General features: G+C 66.2%; 21 protein-coding genes. 4 read left to right on the plus strand and 17 right to left on the minus strand.

What is annotated here, in order from left to right:
• Window positions 1-203 precede the first annotated feature (203 nt).
• Window positions 204-1,982: a sigma-54-dependent Fis family transcriptional regulator gene (locus B7G54_RS36635; RefSeq protein ID WP_244289487.1), complete on the plus strand. Its 1,779-nt coding sequence runs from the start codon at window positions 204-206 to the stop codon at window positions 1,980-1,982.
• 51 nt (window positions 1,983-2,033) lie between these two features.
• On the opposite strand, the gene B7G54_RS36640 is transcribed toward B7G54_RS36635, so the two are convergent.
• The 17 genes from B7G54_RS36640 to B7G54_RS36720 all read right to left on the minus strand — a co-directional run bounded on the left by B7G54_RS36640 (window position 2,034) and on the right by B7G54_RS36720 (window position 16,376).
• Window positions 2,034-3,416: an OmpP1/FadL family transporter gene (locus B7G54_RS36640; RefSeq protein WP_085043543.1), complete on the minus strand. Its 1,383-nt coding sequence runs from the start codon at window positions 3,414-3,416 to the stop codon at window positions 2,034-2,036.
• 206 nt (window positions 3,417-3,622) lie between these two features.
• Window positions 3,623-4,453, minus strand: a complete 831-nt coding sequence (locus B7G54_RS36645) for an alpha/beta fold hydrolase (protein ID WP_085043544.1) — start codon at window positions 4,451-4,453, stop codon at window positions 3,623-3,625.
• Between the two features lie 36 nt (window positions 4,454-4,489).
• On the minus strand, window positions 4,490-4,681 hold the full coding sequence (locus B7G54_RS36650) for a 2-hydroxymuconate tautomerase (protein WP_046548957.1): 192 nt from the start codon (window positions 4,679-4,681) through the stop codon (window positions 4,490-4,492).
• A gap of 28 nt (window positions 4,682-4,709) precedes the next feature.
• Window positions 4,710-5,498, minus strand: coding sequence for a 2-oxo-3-hexenedioate decarboxylase (gene dmpH / locus B7G54_RS36655; RefSeq protein WP_046548956.1), 789 nt, complete (start codon window positions 5,496-5,498; stop codon window positions 4,710-4,712).
• Window positions 5,495-6,541 (minus strand): 4-hydroxy-2-oxovalerate aldolase, encoded by a 1,047-nt coding sequence (gene dmpG, locus B7G54_RS36660; RefSeq protein WP_085043545.1) that lies wholly within the window; start codon window positions 6,539-6,541, stop codon window positions 5,495-5,497. The genes dmpH and dmpG overlap by 4 nt, the downstream gene beginning before the upstream one ends.
• A gap of 35 nt (window positions 6,542-6,576) precedes the next feature.
• Window positions 6,577-7,497 carry an acetaldehyde dehydrogenase (acetylating) gene (locus tag B7G54_RS36665; protein WP_071333400.1) on the minus strand — a complete coding sequence of 307 codons (921 nt, stop codon included), beginning with the start codon at window positions 7,495-7,497 and terminating at the stop codon, window positions 6,577-6,579.
• 40 nt (window positions 7,498-7,537) lie between these two features.
• Window positions 7,538-8,320 (minus strand): 2-oxopent-4-enoate hydratase, encoded by a 783-nt coding sequence (dmpE, locus tag B7G54_RS36670; protein WP_085043546.1) that lies wholly within the window; start codon window positions 8,318-8,320, stop codon window positions 7,538-7,540.
• 28 nt (window positions 8,321-8,348) lie between these two features.
• Window positions 8,349-9,860 carry a 2-hydroxymuconic semialdehyde dehydrogenase gene (locus tag B7G54_RS36675; RefSeq protein ID WP_085043547.1) on the minus strand — a complete coding sequence of 504 codons (1,512 nt, stop codon included), beginning with the start codon at window positions 9,858-9,860 and terminating at the stop codon, window positions 8,349-8,351.
• Between the two features lie 81 nt (window positions 9,861-9,941).
• The gene (locus tag B7G54_RS36680) at window positions 9,942-10,391 is read right to left on the minus strand and encodes a GlcG/HbpS family heme-binding protein (protein WP_085043548.1); all 450 of its coding nucleotides are present in this window, start codon (window positions 10,389-10,391) and stop codon (window positions 9,942-9,944) included.
• 21 nt (window positions 10,392-10,412) lie between these two features.
• Window positions 10,413-11,357 carry a catechol 2,3-dioxygenase gene (locus tag B7G54_RS36685; protein WP_085043549.1) on the minus strand — a complete coding sequence of 315 codons (945 nt, stop codon included), beginning with the start codon at window positions 11,355-11,357 and terminating at the stop codon, window positions 10,413-10,415.
• 17 nt (window positions 11,358-11,374) lie between these two features.
• A complete protein-coding gene (locus B7G54_RS36690) occupies window positions 11,375-11,716 on the minus strand; it encodes a 2Fe-2S iron-sulfur cluster-binding protein (protein ID WP_423221249.1) in 342 nt (113 codons plus the stop codon).
• Between the two features lie 16 nt (window positions 11,717-11,732).
• Complete coding sequence (locus tag B7G54_RS36695) at window positions 11,733-12,797, minus strand: NADH:ubiquinone reductase (Na(+)-transporting) subunit F (protein WP_085043550.1); 1,065 nt, start codon at window positions 12,795-12,797, stop codon at window positions 11,733-11,735.
• Between the two features lie 25 nt (window positions 12,798-12,822).
• Window positions 12,823-13,179 (minus strand): phenol hydroxylase subunit P4, encoded by a 357-nt coding sequence (locus B7G54_RS36700; RefSeq protein WP_046548947.1) that lies wholly within the window; start codon window positions 13,177-13,179, stop codon window positions 12,823-12,825.
• An 80-nt stretch (window positions 13,180-13,259) separates the two neighbouring features.
• Window positions 13,260-14,810, minus strand: a complete 1,551-nt coding sequence (locus B7G54_RS36705; RefSeq protein ID WP_046548946.1) for an aromatic/alkene/methane monooxygenase hydroxylase/oxygenase subunit alpha — start codon at window positions 14,808-14,810, stop codon at window positions 13,260-13,262.
• A gap of 38 nt (window positions 14,811-14,848) precedes the next feature.
• Window positions 14,849-15,118 (minus strand): MmoB/DmpM family protein, encoded by a 270-nt coding sequence (locus B7G54_RS36710; protein ID WP_046548945.1) that lies wholly within the window; start codon window positions 15,116-15,118, stop codon window positions 14,849-14,851.
• Between the two features lie 33 nt (window positions 15,119-15,151).
• Window positions 15,152-16,147 (minus strand): ferritin family protein, encoded by a 996-nt coding sequence (locus B7G54_RS36715; protein ID WP_085043551.1) that lies wholly within the window; start codon window positions 16,145-16,147, stop codon window positions 15,152-15,154.
• A 16-nt stretch (window positions 16,148-16,163) separates the two neighbouring features.
• The gene (locus tag B7G54_RS36720; RefSeq protein WP_244117649.1) at window positions 16,164-16,376 is read right to left on the minus strand and encodes a phenol hydroxylase subunit; all 213 of its coding nucleotides are present in this window, start codon (window positions 16,374-16,376) and stop codon (window positions 16,164-16,166) included.
• Between the two features lie 303 nt (window positions 16,377-16,679).
• On the opposite strand from B7G54_RS36720, the gene B7G54_RS36725 reads away from it, so the two are divergent.
• From B7G54_RS36725 to B7G54_RS36740, 3 genes are all read left to right on the plus strand, one after another.
• Window positions 16,680-18,368, plus strand: coding sequence for a sigma-54-dependent Fis family transcriptional regulator (locus tag B7G54_RS36725; protein ID WP_085043552.1), 1,689 nt, complete (start codon window positions 16,680-16,682; stop codon window positions 18,366-18,368).
• A gap of 1 nt (window position 18,369) precedes the next feature.
• A complete protein-coding gene (locus B7G54_RS36730) occupies window positions 18,370-19,137 on the plus strand; it encodes a GntR family transcriptional regulator (RefSeq protein WP_085043553.1) in 768 nt (255 codons plus the stop codon).
• An 858-nt stretch (window positions 19,138-19,995) separates the two neighbouring features.
• On the plus strand, window positions 19,996-20,135 hold a 140-nt coding region (locus B7G54_RS36740), incomplete at its 3' end, for a transposase (RefSeq protein WP_133059265.1).

The raw sequence follows: 20,135 nt of genomic DNA on the forward strand, positions 1-20,135 counted from the left end.
TGCACGCTGCCCGCCCGGGCGGGCAGCGTGCATTCCTCTGTGCATTTCCCTCACGTAGTTTCACCAATCGCCACGACGACACGCGCCGGCTAAGCTGGACCGGGCGATTCGGTCGCCATGCATGCCGGCACGCATGGTCCCGTGCGCCACATGCATCACCGGCACGGGGAGCGTCGGCCGAACCGGCCGCAAGCGAGGCAAGCATGTCAAGGAGCGAAATGCGCAACGGCAAACCGGATTCCGCGCCACGGCCGCGCGCGGGACATTCCCCGCGCGAAGCCGGGCATCCGGAGATTCGCGTTCCCGCCATCCACGACCTCGCGAAGCGTCTGCGATTCGCGCCCCAGCAAGGCCGGATCTGGCTCGACGACCAGCGCATGATGCTGATGCACATCAGCTCGCTCGGCGCGCTGCGCCAGGAGCTGATCGAGAGCCTCGGCAAGGAAACCGCACGCGGCCTCATCACCCGCATCGGCTACCAGGCCGGCACGCACGACGCCGCGATGGCGCGCAAGGTACGCGCCGGCTTCAACACCTACGACGACTTCCTCGCCGGCCCGCAGCTCGTCTCGCTCGAAGGGATCGTCCACTGCGAACCGATCGCGCTCGACATCGATGTCGGGCGCGGCCACTATTTCGGCGACTTCTACCTGATCGACTCGTCGGAGGCGGAGGCGCACATCGCGAGTTACGGGATCGGCAACGACGCGGTCTGCTGGATGCTGATCGGCTATGCGTGCGGCTATACCAGCGCGTTCATGGGCCGGCCGATCCTGTGGCGGGAAATCGAATGCCGCGGGATGGGACATGCAAAATGCCGCGTCATCGGCAAGCCGGTCGAGGAATGGGACGATCCGCAGGACGATCTGCGCTTCCTGCAGATCGGCGATTTCGTCAAATGGTCGCTCGAGCCGCAGACCATGCTGCCGACCACCAGCAGGATCGCCGAGCGGATCGCGCGCGCGCCCGAGAACAGTTTCGGCGTCGTCGGCATCTCGGCCGGCTTCAACACCGTGTGCCACATGGTCAACAAGGTGGCGCCCACGGAGGCCACAGTGCTGTTTCTCGGCGAAAGCGGGGTCGGCAAGGAAGTGTTCGCGAACAACCTGCACCGGCTCAGCAAGCGGGCCGACAAGCCGTTCGTGGCCGTCAACTGCGCGTCGATTCCGGAACACCTGATGGAATCCGAACTGTTCGGCGTCGAACGCGGCGGCTATACCGGCGCGACCTCGTCGCGGCCCGGCCGGTTCGAGCGGGCCGATGGCGGCACACTCTTTCTCGACGAAATCGGCACGCTCAGCTTCACCGCGCAGGGCAAGCTGTTGCGCGCGCTTCAGCAGGGCGAGCTGGAGCGCGTCGGCGACACACGCACGCGCAAGATCGACGTGCGTGTGATCGCCGCGACGAACGTCAACCTGCGGGAAGCCGTCAAGGCCGGACAATTCCGCGAGGATCTCTTCTTCCGTCTCAACGTGTTTCCGATCCTGGTGCCGCCGCTTCGCGAACGGCGCGACGACATCCCGCTGATGATGAACTGGTTCCTTCAGCGGCTCGCCAAGAAGCACGACAAGCAGATCACCGGCTTTCGCGAGCGCGCGGTCGACGCGATGTTCAACTACGACTGGCCCGGCAACGTGCGCGAACTGGAAAACATGATCGAACGCGCGGTGATTCTCGCCGAGGACGGCGGTGCGCTCGACCTCTGCCACCTGTTCACGACCGGCGAGGAAATCGACGTGTCGTCGTTCATTCTGAAACGCAGCGGCAACATCGCCTTGATGGACGAGCCGGTCGAGACGCCGTCGGCCCCTGCCTCGACCGGCCCCGGCGCCCGCCCCGGGCTCGCCGAAACCGAGGTGGCGATGCTGCGCGCCGCGATCGCCGAAGCCAACGGCAACCTCTCGCTGGCCGCGCGCGTGCTCGGCATCAGCCGGCCGACGCTGGCCTACCGTTTGCGCAAGTACGGCATCGCCGCCGAGTGACCCGACAAGCGCCGGGCGACGCGGTATCGATGTACGTCGCCCGGCGTCCCGTCAGAAGCGCTTCTGATATCCGACGACCGCGTTGATTTGCGAATGCGTTGCGACGATGGGCACCGCGGTGTTCGGCTGGCTGCCGTTCGACAACGTCTTTTGCAGGCCGACCGATAGTGCGAAGCTGAGGAGATCGTCCTTGTCGAACGCGTAGGACGCTCCCGCGCTCAGGTGCGTCGTCGGAATCGCCGGAACGACGGCCAGCAACGTGTCGTTCGGTACGGCCTCCTGCGCGTACTGGAACCCCGCGCGCAGCGTCAGCTTCGCGTTGTAGCAATATTCCGCACCGACCGCGAAGACGTTGATGTCGCGATAATTCTGCGGGATCGACAGGCTCAGGTTCGCGCCGGTTCCGGCCTGCGTGAAGCTCATGTTCAGGTCCTTCATCACGCTCGACCAGAACACGCGCTGGTAGTCGGCCGAGACCGACCACTGGTCGTTGAAGCGGTGGCTGATACCCACCGTGAACTGGGCCGGCATCTGGAAATCCTTCACGACGATGTCGCCGCTCAGTGGAATGTTGCCCGCGACCGAACTGACGGCGGTCAGGTTCGCGTGCCCGGCGCGCAGATCGCCCACGGCGGTCTTGAAGCTGTACGCCATGCCGACCCGCGTGTCGGGCGCCAGCAGATACGTGAGGCCCAGCTTGCCGCCGACACCCCACGCGTCCGCTCCGCCGCCGACGATGCCGCTGTGCGAAAACCCGACGTAGCCGCCCGACAGGCCGGGCACGCTCAGCAGTGCCGGCACCAGCGACCCGGACACGCGGCGCTGCGCGGCCAGCGTGCCGATCTGGGACACGTCGAGCAGCGATCCCAGGTTGAGCGAGGTCCAGACGACGTCCAGCGACGCCCCGACCGTCAACCGGTCGGTCACGTTGTATGCCGCGGACAGCGGGACGCGCAGCACCAGCAGCCGCGAAAACTGGTCGAGCCCGGTATCGACGCCGTTGGTCGCCGTCCGCGACAGGAAACTGCTGCCGCCGAATTGCGTACCGAGCCCGCCTTCTGCAAACGCGCCGATGCCGAACGCATAGTTCGCACGGCGATAGACGACGGACAGCTGCGGCGCGAAATACGGCCCGTTGTTGTTGCCGTGATTGCCCGACGTGGCGACCTCGCCGGTCGCCGCGTTCTTCACGTGAATGTCGGTCGTGACCACGTCGAGCCCGAGGTCCACATAGCGCCCCTCGGTCATCAGGCCGAGCGTGGCCGGGTTCAGCATCATCGCTGCCCCGCCGACGTCGTAGGCCACGCCGGTCCCGCCCATCGCGCGCGAGACCGGGCCGTAGCCCTCGAGATTGAACACGTCGGTCGCACGCGCATGCGTGACCCATGCCGCGGCGCATGCCACGACCGCCAAACGAACATACATGCCTTTCACTGACGTCTCCTTACCCATTTATAATTAAATAGTACTAATCGTTTAGATAGCTGCGATCCATCGCTTGAAGTTGCGTCCGGCTCGCGATCAGCGGGATCTCGCCGGCCTCCGTCCGGCAGTCCGCACGATCACGACACGCGAATCCTCCTGCCCCACCCATCCTGCCGCGCGCCGTCGCGCGGCATGCCGTCGTCGGCGTGAATCGATCAGTCCGTCGACTCGCTGAAATGGTCGATCACCAGCCGGTTGAACCGCTCCGCGTGTTCGATCTGCGTCCAGTGCCCGCAGCGGCCGAACACGTGCAACTGTGCATTCGGCAGCAGTTCGAGCAGCTTCTGCGAACTTGCCATCGGAATCACGCGGTCTTCGCGCCCGTGCACGATCAGCGTGTCGTGCGTCAGCGCGCGCAGCTTCGCGTCGTCGCTCGCGAGCGCGTCGACCCAGCGCTGGCGTGGCGCCGGAAACATGTTCGCGAACGCCTCCTGGTAACCGGGCCGCACGCTAGCGTCGTAGCGCAGCTTCGCAAGTTCGTCGTTCACGAGCGCGCGATCGAACGCGAAGATGTCCAGCAGCGCGCGCATGTTCGCGATCGACGGCGTGTAGCCCCACACCGCGTCGAGCCCTTCGGTCAGCGTGAAGCGCGTGCCGGCCGCGCCCATCAGCACGAGCCGGCCGACGCGCTCCGGTGCCCGGATCGCGAGCGCCAGCGCGAGCGCGCCGCCGAACGAATTGCCGATCACGTGCGCACGCTCGACGCCCAGCGCGTCGAGCAGGCCGAGCGCGTGGTCGACCCAGTGGTCCATCGAATAGACGTACCCGAGCGGTCGCTCGGTCTCGCCGAATCCGGCCATGTCGGGCGCGATCACGCGAAACCGCTCCGCAAGCGCCGGCATCGTGAGCCGCCAGTTCGCATAGGCGGTCACGCCCGGCCCCGAGCCGTGGATCAGCAGCACGGGGGGCCCGTCGCCGGTGTCGTGATAGTTCGTGTCGATGCCGCCGGCGACGATCCGGCGGCCGAATTCAGGATTGGATGACATGACGCTCCTTCTGTCGATTCATGGGGACGTGGCGTGTTACCGCCCGCGCTTTTTTGCGCTCTGCCCGCCGATCCCGAAATGCGCCTTCGGCATCTCGGTGATGATCACGCGCACCGCTTCGACCGGCGCATCCAGCGAGCGATGAATGGCTTCCGTGACCTCGGCGATCAGGCGTTCCTTCTTGTCGTCGTCGCGGCCTTCGAGGATGTAGAGATGAGCAACCGGCACGATGGCCTCCTGTTGGGTCGTGTTTCGTTCAGATGAAGCGCAGGCCGATCGAGCCGATGTCCTGCACGCGCAGCGTCACGCTGTCGCCAGCCTCGACGGCCACCGCCTCGGTGATGCCGCCCGACAGGATCAGGCTGCCGGCGGGAATCGATTCGCCGCGCGCGCCGAGATGGTTCGCGAGCATCGCGATCGCGGCGGCCGGATGCCCGAGCACGGCCGCGCCCGCGCCGAACGCGACCGGCCGCCCGTTCTTCTCGAGCACGACGCCGAGCGTGCGCAGGTCGACGCCGTCCACTGCGAGCGGGCGACCGCCCGCGACGAAACGCGCCGCCGACGTGTTGTCGGCCACCACGCTTTTCAGGTCGAACTTGAAGTCGCGGTAGCGGCTGTCGATCACCTCGATCCCCGCGATGACGAAATCGGTCGCGGCGAGCACCGCGCCGATGTGGCAGCCCGGCCCCTTCAGTTCGGCCTTCGTGACGAACGCGATCTCCGGCTCCACCTTCGGATGAATCAGTTCGGCGGTATTGCACTCGCCGCCTTCTGGCAGGTCGTAGACGTCGGTCAGGAATCCGAACACCGGCGTGTCGACGCCCATCTGGCGCATCTTCGCGTGCGACGTCAGGCCGGCCTTGTAGCCGACGATCCGCGCGCCGCGCGCGAGCTGCCGGCGGCGGATCGCGTCCTGCACCGCGTAGGCGTCGTCCCAGTCCATCTCGGGATGACGGTCGGTGATCTTCGTCGTGTCGCGCGCTTCGCGCATGCAGTCGTCGAGATGCGCGGCAAGCGATTCGACGATCTCGGTGCTCAGGTTCATGCGGCCTCCCGCTTCGCTTGCGCCGCGCGCGCCTTCGCGAGCGTCAGCGCGGTGTCCTCGATCATGTCCTCCTGCCCGCCGACCATCCCGCGCCGGCCCAGCTCGACGAGGATGTCGCGCGCCGGGATCCCGTATTTCTCGCCCGCGCGCTTGGCGAACAGCAGGAACGAGCCGTACACGCCCGCGTAGCCGAGCGTCAGCGCGTCGCGATCGATGCGGATCGGGAAATCCATCATCGGCACGACGAGATCCTCGGCGACGTCCTGGATCTTCCATACGTCCACGCCGGTCTCGATGCCCATCCGATCGCACACCGCGACGAACACTTCGAGCGGCGTGTTGCCGGCGCCCGCACCGAGCCCGGCGGATGCGCCGTCGATCCGGTTCGCGCCGGCCTCGATCGCGGCGATCGAGTTCGCGACGCCCATCGCGAGGTTGTGGTGGCCGTGAAAGCCCAGTTCGGTACCGGGCTGCAGCGCGTCACGCACCGCGCCGAGGCGCGCCTTCACGTCGTCGGGCAGCATGTAGCCGGCCGAATCGGTGATGTAGATGCAGTTCGCGCCGTACGACTCCATCAGCTTCGCCTGCTTCACGAGCCCTTCCGGGCTGTTCATGTGGCTCATCATCAGGAAGCCGACGGTATCCATGTCGAGCTTGCGCGCCATCGCGATGTGCTGTTCCGAGACATCGGCCTCGGTGCAATGCGTCGCGACGCGGATCGTATGCACGCCGAGCGCATGCGCCTCCTTCAGATGGTCGACGGTGCCGATGCCCGGCAGCAGCAGCGCCGATACCTTCGCGCGCTTGAGCAGCGGGATCACCGCGCCGAGATATTCGGCGTCGGTGTGCGCGGGAAAGCCGTAGTTGACCGACGAGCCGCCGAGGCCGTCGCCGTGCGTGACCTCGATCAGCGGCACGCCGGCCGCGTCGAGCCCGGTCGCGATCGAGCGCATCTGGTCGAGCGTCATCTGGTGACGCTTCGGGTGCATGCCGTCACGCAGCGTCATGTCGTGGACGGTGATTCGCTTGCCTTTGAGATTCATTGCCGTTCCTTTTTTGTCCGATCGTGGAAGTCGCGTCAGGCCGCCTGGGCGGCCGACGCCAGCGTGAGGCGGCCGGCCAGCAGTTCCTCGGCGAACATCTCGGCGGTGCGCGCGGCGGCGGCCGTCATGATGTCGAGGTTGCCCGCGTACTTCGGCAGGTAGTCGCCGAGGCCTTCGACCTCGAGGTACACCGACACGCGGTTGCCGTCGAACACCGGCCCGTTGACGAGCCGGTAGCCGGGCACGTAGCGCTGCACGTCGGCGATCATCGCGTGCACCGATTCGACGATGCGTGCTTCGTCGGGCGTGCCCTCGGTCAGGCAGTGCACGGTGTCGCGCATGATCAGCGGCGGATCGGCCGGGTTGATCACGATGATCGCCTTGCCCTGCTTCGCGCCGCCGACCTGCGCGACGGCCGCCGCCGTGGTGCGCGTGAACTCGTCGATGTTCTTGCGCGTGCCGGGGCCGACCGAGCGTGACGACACGGTCGCGACGATCTCGCCGTACGCGACCGGCTGCACGCGCGAGATCGCGCGCACCATCGGGATCGTCGCCTGGCCGCCGCAGGTGACCATGTTCACGTTCATCTCGCCGGAGCCGATGTGATCCATCAGGTTCACGGGCGGCACGCAGTACGGGCCGATCGCGGCCGGCGTCAGGTCGATCATCAGCACGCCGAGCGCGTTCAGCTTGCGGCTGTTCTCGGCATGGACGTATGCGCTCGTCGCGTCGAACGCGATCTGCACGCCGTCCGCCTGCACGTGCGGCAGCAGGCCATCGACGCCGTCAGCGGTGGTCTTGAGGCCGAGTTCGCGCGCGCGCTTCAGGCCGTCGGAATCGGGATCGATGCCGACCATCCACACGGGTTCGAGCACGGGGCTGCGCATGAGCTTGGCGAGCAGGTCGGTGCCGATGTTGCCGGGGCCGATCAGCGCGCAACGGATTTTCCGGGTCATGGGGAAGTCCTTGTTTTCCAGTGAATGAGAGCGGCGCCGCTCACGCGAACCGCACCGAGCACGCGCCGATCCCACCGATCGACACGCGGAAGTTGTCGCCGGGGCCGACCGGCGCCATCGCGGCGAGCGCGCCGGACAGGATCACTTCGCCGGCCTTCAGCGGAATGCCGAGGCGGCCGAGCGTATTGGCGAGCCATGCGACGGCATTGACCGGCGAGCCGAGCGCAGCCGCGCCCGCGCCGGTGCCGATCACGTCGCCGTTCTTCTCGAGCACCATCCCGCAGGTCGAGAGATCGACGCTGCGCGTGCCGACCGCCTTGTCGCCTAGCACGAACACGCCGCACGACGCGTTGTCCGCCACCGTGTCGCCAATCCGGAGCTTCCAGTCGCGGATCCGCGAATCGACGATCTCGAAGCACGGCATCACGCATTCGGTCGCGGCCAGCACCATCGCGTTCGTCACGCCCGGGCCGAGCAGGTCGCGCTTGAGCACGAACGCGATCTCGCCTTCGGCCTTCGGCTGGATCAGCGTGTCGAGCGGAATGCGCTCGCCTTCGCCGTACACCATGCCCGACAGCAGGTAGCCGAAATCGGGCTGGTACACGCCGAGCATGTCCATCACGGCCTTCGACGTGACGCCGATCTTCTTGCCGATGACGGTCTCGCCCGCGTCCAGCCGGCGCTGCACGAAGCGCTGCTGGATGCGGTAGGCGTCGGCGACCGACAGGTCCTCGTGCTGCGACGTCAGCGGCGCGACGGGCGTGCGCGACGTCATCGCGTCGTACAGCCGGTCGCCGAGCGTGGTGATCAACGTGGAGTCCATATGAATCGTCCAGTCAGTAATAAAGGGATCAGAGCTTGATGCAGACGTTGCGCAGTTCCGTATAGAACTCGAGCGAATGCACGCCGCCTTCGCGGCCGATGCCCGATTGCTTCGCGCCGCCGAACGCAGTGCGCAGGTCGCGCAGGAACCACGAATTGACCCACGCGATGCCGACGTCGATCGACGCGGCGACGCGATGCGCGCGCGACAGGTTGCTCGTCCAGATCGCGGTCGACAGCCCGTACGCATTCGCGTTCGCGCGGCCGATCACCTCGGCTTCGGAATCGAACGGCATCACGAGCGTGCACGGCCCGAAGATCTCGTCGCGTGCGATCGGCGAATCGTCGCCGAGGCCCGTCCAGATCGTCGGCTGCACCCATGCGCCGTCGCGCAGGTCGGCCGGCATGTCGGGCACGCCGCCGCCCGTCACGACCGTCGCGCCGAGTTCGGCGGCCTGGCGGTAGTACGACAGCACCTTGGCGCGGTGCTCCTGGCTGATCAGCGGGCCGATGCCGGTCGTGTCCGCTTCCGGACGGCCCGGCCGCAGCCGCTCGGCGCCGGCCTTCAGCGCGGCGACGAAGCGCTCGAACAGCGGGCGCTCGACATACACGCGCTCGGTGCCGAGGCACACCTGCCCCGCATTCGCGAAGCACGAGCGCAGCGTGCCTTCGACAGCCGCGTCGAAATCGCAGTCGGCGAACACGATCGCCGCGTTCTTGCCGCCCATCTCGAGGCTGACGGGCCGCGCGCCGTCGGCCGCGGCCTTCATGATGGCCGCGCCGGTACGCGTCTCGCCGGTGAACGTGATCGCGTTCACGCCCGGATGGGTCGTCAGGAATTCGCCGGCCGAGCCCGGCCCGAAGCCGTGCACGACGTTGTAGACGCCGCGCGGCACGCCGGCCGCGTTCATCACTTCGCCGAGCAGCGCGGCCGTCTGCGGCGTCTCCTCCGACGGCTTCACGACCACCGTGTTGCCGCACGCGAGCGCGGGGCCGACCTTCCACGTCATCAGCAGCAGCGGCAGGTTCCACGGGCAGATCACGCCGACCACGCCGACCGGCCGGCGGATCGCGTAGTTGAGCGCGCCCGCGCCGTCCGGCGTCGCCATTTCGAAGGTTTCGCCGGGCACGTTCTTCACGACGTCGGCGAATACCTTGAAGTTCGCGGCGCCGCGCGGGATGTCGATATGACTCGCAAGGCTCACCGGCTTGCCGGTGTCGGCCACTTCCGCTTCGAGAAAATCGTCGAAGCGGCGCGTGATGCCGTCGGCGACCGCATACAGGATCTCGACGCGCTGCGCGACGGTCAGGCCGCCCCACGGGCCCGCCAATGCCGCGCGCGCTGCCTGCACGGCCGCGTCGACATCGGCGCGGCTCGCTTCGGCCACGCGCGCGATCAGCGCGTTGTCGAGCGGCGAGCGCTTGTCGAACCAGCGTTCGCCCGCGCGATACTCGCCGTCGATGAAGTTGCGGACGCGCCGCGGTTCCGGCTGCCCGCCGGCGGGGCCGCGTGTCGCGGCAATGGGTTCCGTGTCGTACATGATGTGTGTGCCGATAGTCGTGGATCCGTGATCCGTGGGTTCGTGAAGCGCGCTCGCGTGCCGTGTGCCGTGTGCCGCCGGTCATGGCCCGCCGAAGCCGGCCGCGTCGAGGCCCGCGCGCGCGCAACGTTCGTCCTGCGTCTCGCTGCCGCCCGATACGCCGATGCCGCCGATCAGCGCACCGTCGTCGACGATCGGCAACCCGCCGCCGAACGCGACGAAGCGCGGGCGTAGCACGAGCCCCTGCCGCACGGCCGCCGAATGCGCGGCCAGCGCGTCGTGCCACGCGCCGGTCGGCAAGCCGAAGCTCGCGGCCGTGTACGCCTTGTCGATCGCGATGTCGATCGAATGCAGCGGCGCGCCGGGCATGCGCACGAAGGCCGCAAGCAGGCCGGCCGCATCGACGACGGCCACGTTCACGCGCACGCCGAGCCGCTCGGCGGCCTGCGCCGCCGCCTGCGCCGCGCGCGACGCGGCGGGCCAGCCGATCGTCCGCATGTCGATGTGCCGGGTCGTATCGTTTCGGTCCATGGCGTCGGGTTCCTTCGCGGCTCAGGTGTAGACGGTCGTGAACGCTTCGTTCAGCTCGCCGGAGTGGAAGAAGATCCCGCGCCCGAGCTCGTCCTCGGTCCACGTCGTGACCGGTCGATCGGGTTGCGCGAGATAGCCGAGCCCCGCGAAGGTCTCGTTGCGGTTGCCGCTCGGATCGAAGAAGTAGATGGTGGTGCCGCGCGTGATCCCGTGGCGCGTCGGCGCGACGTCGATCTTCACCTTGTTCTTCGCCATCACGTCGGCCGACTTCAGCACGTCGGCCCAGTCGTCGAGGAAGAACGCGATGTGATGCAGCCCGTTGCTCGGACCGCCGACGAACGCGATGTCGTGCGGTGTCGTGCTGCGGAACATCCATGTCGCGGCCTGGATCGTGTTGCCGGGACCGACCATCACCTGCTCGGCGAGGTGGAAGTCGAGGCACTCGGCCATGAAGCGCGTGTTCTCCTCGACGCGGTTCACGCCCGCCTCGGGGTTCAACTCGCACATCAGCAGGCAATGATCGAGCCAGTGCACGGCCGAGCCCGGGATATCGTCCGGCCACGGATCGGGGTTCAGCGAACCGACCGCGGTGCCGACCAGTTCCTTCTGCGCGAACAGGCGCAGCTCGTGCCCGCTCGGCAGCAGGAACCGCAACTGGCGGCCCATGCCCGGCAGCGCGCCTTCCGGCAGCATCTCGGTCGTGATGCCGTACGCTTCGATGCGCTGCCGCAGCGCGTCCAGGTCGACGTCATGCTCGACCTTGTAGGCGGCATGCTTGAGCCCCGCCTGGTCGGACGGCGACAGGATCAGCGAATACTTGTCCCATTCGTCCCAGCATTTCAAGTAGACGTTGCCGGCTCCGTCGCGCATCGTCTCCTGCAATCCGAGCACGCGTACGTAGTGACGCAACGCCGCTTCCATGTCCATCACCTTCAGATTGACATGACCAATACGCATCACACCCATGGTGAATCTCCTCCAGATTACTTTTTGAAAACCGGCGCCTCGGCACGAGCCGAGCCGCAAAAGAAGGGTTTCTTCAGCCTGCCGGCCACTTCCAGTTCGACGTCGCCGTCCGGCGCCACGCGGCACGCGAGCGCATAACCGGCGTCCTCCTCGTCGACGCTCACGTGCGCGCGGCTGATCGGCCCGAGCTTGCGCACCGCGCCGCGCAGCACGCGCACCTTGCACACGCCGCAGCCGCCGTTCAGGCAGCCGACCGGAATGCCGCGACGGCCGAGCTTCGCCATCCCGGCCAGCAGCGATTCGCCGGTCGCGCACGCATAGCGCTCGTCGGTCTGCGCGATCGTCACCGTCCCTCCCATGCGACTGGCCTCCATGTCACACCCGGCGGAACAGCGGGCTGCGCGTCTGCTGCGCGTCGGCAGCCGAGATGAATTTCTCGTGATAGATGTCGCGCTCGAACAGCCGCCCCTGCATCAGCGCGGTGATGCACGCGTCGATCATCGCGGGCGGCCCGCACAGGTATGCCTGGTGGCCCGAGAAGTCGCCGTCGAAATGCGCCTTCGCGACGTCGTGCACGAACCCCTGCGCGACGCCGTCGCCGGCGTCCGCCGCACCTTCGGACAGCGCCGGCACGTACGTGAAGTTCGGATGGCGTTCGGCGAGCGCGCGGAATTCGTCGTGGTAATAGAGCTCCTTCGCATTGCGCTGCCCGTAGACCAGCGTGATCGGCGCGGTGACGCCGCTGGCAAGCAGGTCCGCGATCATCGAGCGCGGGCTCGACAGGCCCGAGCCGCCGGCCATGAAGATCATCGGCAGCGCGGCCGAGCGGCGCACGAAGAAGCGGCCGTACGGGCCCGACAGGCGCACGCGGTCGCCGGTCGCGAGCGTCTCGTGCAGGTAGCCGGTGCCGACGCCGCCCGGCACCTGCCGCACGTTCAGCTCGATCTCGCCGGTCGCGGCGACGTCGGCCGGTGAATTCGCGATCGAGAACGCGCGGCTCTGCCCGAGCCCGGGAATCTCGAGCTGCACGTACTGGCCCGCCTGGAAATGGATCGGCTGCGACAGCTTCAGCCGGATCGACTTGATGGTCGGCGTCAGTTGCTCGATGCGCGTGACGTCGGCCGAGAAATCCCTGACCGGGATGATCTCTGCGTCCGGCTCCTCGTCGACGTCGGCTTCGATCACGGTATCGGCCTGCAGCGTCGCGCAGCACGCGAGCGCCTTGCCTTCCTCGCGTTCGAAATCCATCAGCGCGAACGGGTTCGCGTCGCCGAGATCGGTTTCGCCGTCGAGCACCGCAACCTTGCAGGTGCCGCACAGCCCGTGACAGCATGCATGCGGGATGTAGATGCCCTGGCGCAGCGCCGCGTCGAGGATCGTCTGTCCTTCCTCGACCTCGATCGTGACGCCCAGCGGCTCGATGGTAAGTTGGTGGCTCATGATGGTTCGTCCGTCCGCGTCGCGGTCAGAAGCTCGCGCCGCCGATGCCGTCGAGGCCCGGTGTGCGGAAGCTGATCAGGTCCTTGTGCCCGAGGCCGTTGTCGGCCAGGCTCTTCGCTGCATCCGGCGCCCATGGCTCGCCGGAGCGAAACCACTCGACGCGATCCCAGTCGATCTTCGCGAAGTCGGGGTGATAGCCGTAGATGGGCGGCAGCACGTCGCGCGCGAGCGCGCCGAACGGCATGTCGGGCGGCAGCGGCAGGCAGAACGGCGCCGGGAACATCAGGTGGTCCTCCCAGCACACGTAGAGCAGCGGCGCCGGGAATTTATCGACCGTGTCCTTGATCGGAAAGTCGTAGGGTTTGAGCGCGATGACGGTCATGCTTGTCTCCTGTCGGCCGGCGTTTGCGCATGCGCGCGTACACCGGTCTCGTTCAAGGTTGCGTATGGGTTACGTATCGATCAGTTGCGCGTGGCCTGGCCACGCCATGCCGCGAAGTTCTTCTGGTCTTCCGAGCCTTCGAAATCGAGGTTGTCGCGGCCCACGTTCACCTCGTAGTAGTCGAGCACCGCGGCGAGCGGATCGAAGCCTTCGGCAGTCGGGTCCGCATCTGGCGGGAAGCAGTTGCCCTGGTAGATCTGGTGCACGGGCAGCCATGCCTGCACGTATTTCTGCGGCTCGTGGTCGAAGATTTCCTTGCAGTGGTCGCTGCAGAAATGGAACTTGTTGCCGAGGTAGTCCGACTCGCGCGCGCCGATCTTTCGCGTGTTGCCGGGCTCGGTGAACAGCATCGGGATCTGGCAGGTCTGGCACAGCATCGGCAGCGTCTTCATGTAGAAGCGGTTGCCGGCCTTCGCCTGTTCGCCCCAATACTCGAAGCGCGGACGGTAGTAACGGTCGAACGAATCCGGATACTTCGCGGACAGCCACGCCATCTCTTCTTCGGTCGGCACCCAGGTGTGGAATGCGGAAGCCGCGTTGAACCCGTAGAACGTCGACCACGCCTGGTGGCTGATGTGGTCCTTGCCTTCGCACGCGTCCTGCCAGCCCTTCGGCTCGCGAATGCCGTAGCGCGCGAGATCCTTGAACAGCGCGCCGCCGTTCTGCTCCGCGTACATCTCCCATGATTCGCGCCAGCTCATCACGCGCTTCGGCTGCATGTAGTCCATCATCATCGCAACGAGCGTCAGCAGCCGGTAGCCGCGCCAGAACCACTTGTCGATCCAGCGCTGCACGATCGGCACGTTGTCCGGATCCTGCTCGAGCATGAACTTGATGCACTCGATGCCGAGCGTCATGTGGCGCGACTCGTCCGACTGCGCGGAGAAGCCGAACGTGACGGTCGACATGTCGCCGTTGTACGCGGCGCCCGACATGAACGGCACGAACAGCAGGTTCGTCAGCACGTATTCGAACGAGAAGCTGACCGCGGTCAGGAACTCGAACGGGCCGGCCGAATACGCGTCCTCGAAGAACGACTTCGGCACCGACAGGTACCACACGCGATCGAACCAGTGATTCGAATGATGAAAGCCGTTGAAGAACTTGTTGTACGTCGACATCGCGTGCGTTTCGGTCTGGTAGTGCCGCAGCTCGTCGATCGACTGCATCTGGCACGCGATGCGCGCGCCTTCGCCGGTGAAATGCCGGCCGACGTGCGCGAAGCCGCGGTGCGCGAGATACTCGAGCGGCGTCACGCCCTGGATGAACAGCTTCAGCGCGTTGATGTAGCGCGCGTCGGTCACGCCGAGGAATGCGTTGTTCTGCGTGAACGCGTCGATCACGGCGTAGAGCTTCTTTTCCTTCTCGCCCTGGTATTTCCAGTACGCGTCCATCGTCAGGCGGAAAGGGTCGACCCACTTGTCCCAGTCGTGAATCTTGATGCCCTCGTAGCGGTCGTACGGGAAGACCTTGTCCATCGGCTGGTAGGTCGTCTCCCAGCCGAGGCCGCGCGTCATTGCCGCGTAGCGGTCCTTCAGGCCGAGCTTTTTCTTGAGCGTTGGCGTGTCCATTCGTGTCTCCGGTATTGTCGGCGCGCGTGGCGCGTCGTTCAGTGCGACCAGCTCAGCGTGAACTGGTCGTCGTCCTCGTCGAGGTGGCCCGACAGCGTGATCAGGTTCACCTGGATCTGCTGCAGGTCGAAGCGCGCACCGGTCAGTGCCTCGATCGTGTCGCGGCGGATCGTCAAGCGGTTCGGCGAATCGATCTTCACCATGCCGGGCGATTCGACGACCACCGCATCCGGGTTGTCCGCGACGATCGCCTCGACGATCGGTCTGGACTCCTCATTGGCCTGAAAGGCGATGAATACATTTGACATGCGTGTTTCCCCTCATGAAGGATGGTCGTCGGGTCAGCCCGCGATGCCGAGCTTGCCCGTGCGGGCGCGGAACTGCTCGCCCGCTTCCTCGAGCGCCGCGCCGCCCGCGTCGTGCAGTGCGCGAGCGGCCACCGGCGCCAGCGCATCGGTCGCCCGCGCGGCCCAGTCGTGCGTCCAGCGCGCGAGCAACGCGCGGTTTTCGTCGGATTCGGCCGCCATCGTCTTCACCACCGCATCGACCCAGCGGTTCGATTCCGCGTGCCATTCCGGCATGAACGCGGTGAGCATCGCGACCGCGGAGCCGCCGGCGAGCGCGATCCGTTCGTCGACGAAACGGTCGTAGACGAGCGGATACAGCAGGCCGTCGAGCGCGAGGTTCTGCGCGACGAACAGTTCGACCGGATCGGTGACGACGAACGTGTCCTCGACATAGCGGCGCAGCGGCTGCCACGCGGCGTCCGTCTGCCAGGCGGCCTTCGCCGCGTCCAGCGCGTCGGGGCCGGCCATCGACAGCGCGAGACGCGTCAGGTATTGCGCGACGCCGAGGTTGTCCATCGCATGGAACATCGCGGCGCCGGTGAACGCGGTGCCGTAGCCGAGCGCGCAGATCTGCGCGTTGTTCATGTTCGCGCCCCACGCCGCGTGACGCAGCGGCACCAGAATATCGAGCGCATGCGCGGCGACGTCGTCGGGCATCAGGTCGATCATCCGGCGCGACTCGACGAACTCGAAGTTCGATTCCATCGTGTCCTGCTGGCGCGCACGGGTGGTCGTCCACGCTGCGTAGTAGAACTGGCGGGGATCCTTCAGCGCATACCAGTTCGCCATCCGGATCGCCGTGCGCGATGCGTCGAAGATCTCGTGATCGGGGTCCCAGGTCGGGCGGTAATGGAAGTTCGCCTGGGGCTGCGCGCCCATCATTCCTTCCTGGTAGCGCGTCGCCGTCTTGTCGCCGCCGATGTTCTGCGCGACGTGCGCAAAGGTGTGCCGGAGCGGCTTGATGTCGACTGTCTTCAGTTCGATGGTCACTTCTTGCTCCTCAGGGTCATGGGTTCACTTCGTCGTCCAGCCGCATCACGCGCTGCTCCACGCAGAACGCGTCGAACGCGGCAGGAGGCAACGTCAGCTCGACGGACAGCTCGGGTGCGCCGCCGATCGAAAGCTCGAACTCGACGAAGCCGCGGCTGTTGGTGCCGGTCACCCGGACGCACTTGCGGCCCGGGTCGAACGGGGGATGATCGGTTGTCGTTTGATCCATGATCGGTGTCGCCTCCATGCGCACTTCAATGCAGCATCCGTGCCACGTTCATCCGTCCCCTCGAAAAATCTCGATAATTCAGGGAAAGCCCTGACACAAAATTCGTATTCGCGAAGCACAATGCCGGTTAACCAGAAGGGAAACCTGCCCCGCATCGTCGCGCGAAACCCTTTACTGAACGGCCTTCTTCATCATTTGAGCAACCCGGGCATACGCATTTGCTCAAATGATCAAGCCGCCGATCAGGTCGCGCAGCCGGCGGCCGGAATCCTGAAAATCACGAGATATTTCGACGGAGACGACATGACTCGGTCCAGCCTGCCCCCTTTGCCGCCGGACGCCGACCTGCGCAAGCTGATTCACTTTTCGGCGAGCGACGGCCGCATCTGGCTGGCCGGACAGCGCATGGTGCTGCTGCATGCCGGCGCGCTGGCGACGCTGCGCCAGGAGCTGATGGAAAGCGTCGGGCCGGCGCAGACGCGGCGTTTCTTCACGCGCGTCGGCTTCGCCGCCGGCGAACGGGACGCCGCGCTCGCCCGCGAGATCCGCAGCGGCGCGTCGCTGTTCGACATGTTCCATGTCGGCCCGCAACTGCACATGCTCGAAGGCGCGGTGCAGGTCACGCCGCTGCGCTTCGAAGCCGATCCCGCGACCGGCGCGTTCTATTGCGAATACCGCTGGGAACATTCCTGGGAGGCCGACGTGCACCGCCGCACGTTCGGGCCGCAGCCCGAGCCGGTGTGCTGGATGCTGATCGGCTATGCGACCGGCTATACGAGCGCCTTCATCGGCCGGACGATCCTGTTCAAGGAAACGAGCTGCGTCGGCATGCACGACCCGCACTGCACGATCGTCGGCAAGCCGGCCGAGGAATGGCCCGACGCCGAGGAAATCTCGTCGTGGTTCAAAGCCGATTCGCTGATCAACACGATTCGCGACCTGCAGACCGAGGTCGAATCGCTGCGCCTCGAGATCGCGCCCGACGATGGCCGCACGCGGCTCGTCGGGCGCTCCGACGCCTTTCGCGCCGCCTATGCGCTGCTCGAAACGGCCGCACCGACCAAGGTGGCCGTCCTGCTCACCGGAGAGACGGGCGTCGGCAAGGAGCGCTTCGCCCGCGCACTGCACAGCCTCAGTCCGCGCGCCGCGAAGCCGTTCGTCGCGATCAACTGCGCGGCGATTCCGCACGCGCTGATCGAGTCGGAACTGTTCGGCGCGGAGAAAGGCGCATTCACGGGCTCGCAGATCGCGCGTGCCGGACGCTTCGAGCGCGCGAACGGCGGCACGCTGTTCCTGGACGAGATCGGCGAATTGCCGCTCGACGTGCAGGCCAAGCTGCTGCGCGTGCTTCAGGAAGGCGAGGTCGAACGGCTCGGCGCGACCGGCGGCAGGAAGGTGGACGTGCGCGTCGTCGCGGCGACCAACCGCGATCTCGAACAGGCCGTGCGCGACGGCACCTTCCGCGCCGACCTCTACTACCGGATCAACGTGTACCCGGTGCTGATTCCGCCGCTGCGCGACCGGCAGGACGACATCGCGCTGCTCGCCGACGCGATGCTGGAGCGTTTCGCGTCGCTGCACGGCAAGCCGGCGCCCACGCTGACCGACTACGCATACGACACGCTGCGCGGCTACCGGTGGCCCGGCAATGTGCGCGAGCTCGAGAACCTGATCGAGCGCGCCGTGATCCTGTCACGTCCCAACCGGCCGGCCGACGCGAAGGACCTGTTCCCCGGTGTCGGGCTGCCCGGCGGCGCGACCGTCGACCGTGCGGGGCAGATCAAACCGGCCGCCGCGCTATCGATCGACTGCGCGACGCTCCTCGACCAGTTGCAGGGGGGCAGCGGGCTCGACGGCCTCGAGCGCGCGCTGCTGCACGAGGCTGTCGATCGCGCGAACGGCAACCTGTCGGCCGCCGCCCGCCTGCTCGGGCTGACGCGCGCGCAGCTCAGCTATCGCCTCACCCGCAAACAGGATTCGGAGGACGCGTGACATGAACATCATCCTGCCCGCCCACCCGTTCGACGACGCGCTGCCCGACGACACCCCGCCTGCGATCGAGCCGGCCACCGACGACACTGTCGAACCGCATGCGCGCACACTCAGCGAGCATGCGTACCACCAGCTTCGCCAGCACATCATCGAAGGGCACTACCCGCCCGGTGCGAAGCTGCGCGTCGAACACCTGAAGAACGTGTACGGCGTCGGCGCGGGGACGCTGCGCGAGGCGCTCACGCGGCTTGTCAGCGATGCGCTGGTCGTCGCCGAAGGGCAGCGCGGGTTTCGCGTCACACCGATGTCGGTCGACGATCTCGAAGCGATCACGCGGCTGCGCATCCATATCGAGGTCGACGCACTGCGCGACTCCGTGCGGCGCGGCGACGATGGGTGGGAACAAAGGGTGCGGCAAAGCTTCGAGATACTGTCGGCCTGGGAGCAGCCGGTATCGATTGAACACCGGACCGCGTGGGAAGCGTGCAACCGGCGCTTTCACGAAGCACTGATCTCGGCGGCCGCGACGCCGTGGACCTATCTGATCCTGCGCATGCTGTCGCAGCAAAGCGAACGCTACCGGCGCGTGTGCATCGGGCTCGGCGATTCGAAGCGCGACGTGCATGCGGAACACGCGTGCCTGTTTGACGCCGCAATGCGGCGTGCCGATGCGCGCGCGGCGCTCGCGCTCGAAGACCATATCGGCACGACGCTCGCCATCGTAAGAAACGCGAGGCCCGGCGCGCTGCCGTTTTCCTGTCCCGCGTAAGATCGCTCCATTCTTGTTGGTTGTGGAAATTGGGCCAGCCTCAGTCGTAAATCAAAACGATGTTGTCTCCGTTTGCGAAGCAAAGATGTCACTTCGCTGGTCGACACGCGTTGACCAAAATACAATCGTCACCGTTTGCGAAGGAAAGTTGTTACTTCGCCGGTCGATGTCGACCGAAAGGTTCGAGGCTCTCAGTAATTCACGGGGTTGTGCGTTGCGAAACAAAGTTGTCACGGGCCGCGGCCTTGCGAAGACCATTGTCAACTCCCCTGCGGCGTCCGGCACCTCCTGGTCACGCGTTGTGCGACACCCGGGTTTGAGCAGGCAGTCGGAGCATAGTGATAAGGTTCACTATGCTAACTGCCCTGAACCGAGCGCTTGGTGACCCTGAGAAACGAACGCGAGCACCGATGCTGGATCATTGAGTTTGAGTGGTACTCGGGACGGAAGGCGTCGTGGCGACGACAGTCGCGATCCCCACTTCCTTGAACCCCTTGGTCAGCAGCATTGGCCTAAGTTCCTTCATAGCACTGTCCGGTACAGCTGTAGGAGTTCACAATCAATGCTAGCCGTGCCCAAAGGAGTGCTAGCAATGTTCACTAATACTGCTAGCGTAGTGTTTTGCTCAGCCTAAGCGGTGGGCATCGATAACGTGATATCGCCCGCAGCGCGGCGTCGAAATTCGGAGCTCTGGCGAAAATCGATTGCGGAACAGTCTCGAGCAGGCTGTGGTGCACCCGGCAGTAGTCGGCTGACGGATCGAGCCACTCCCTCTTCTGACCCTGACCCAAGAAATAGTCCGGCGCAAAAGTAGAGAAATTCGGCATGATGTGTCCAAGCGGACACGAAGGTCATGCCATGAAGACGAGCAAGTTTACGGAAGAGCAGATCGCATTTGCACTGAAGCAAGCCGAGCTGGGTACGAAGGTCGAAGAAGTCTGCCGCAAGCTCGGAATTAGCGAGGCGACTTTCTACAATTGGAAGAAGAAATTCGGAGG

It is taken from the genome of Burkholderia puraquae, assembly GCF_002099195.1.
Taxonomy (GTDB): Bacteria; Pseudomonadota; Gammaproteobacteria; order Burkholderiales; family Burkholderiaceae; genus Burkholderia; species Burkholderia puraquae.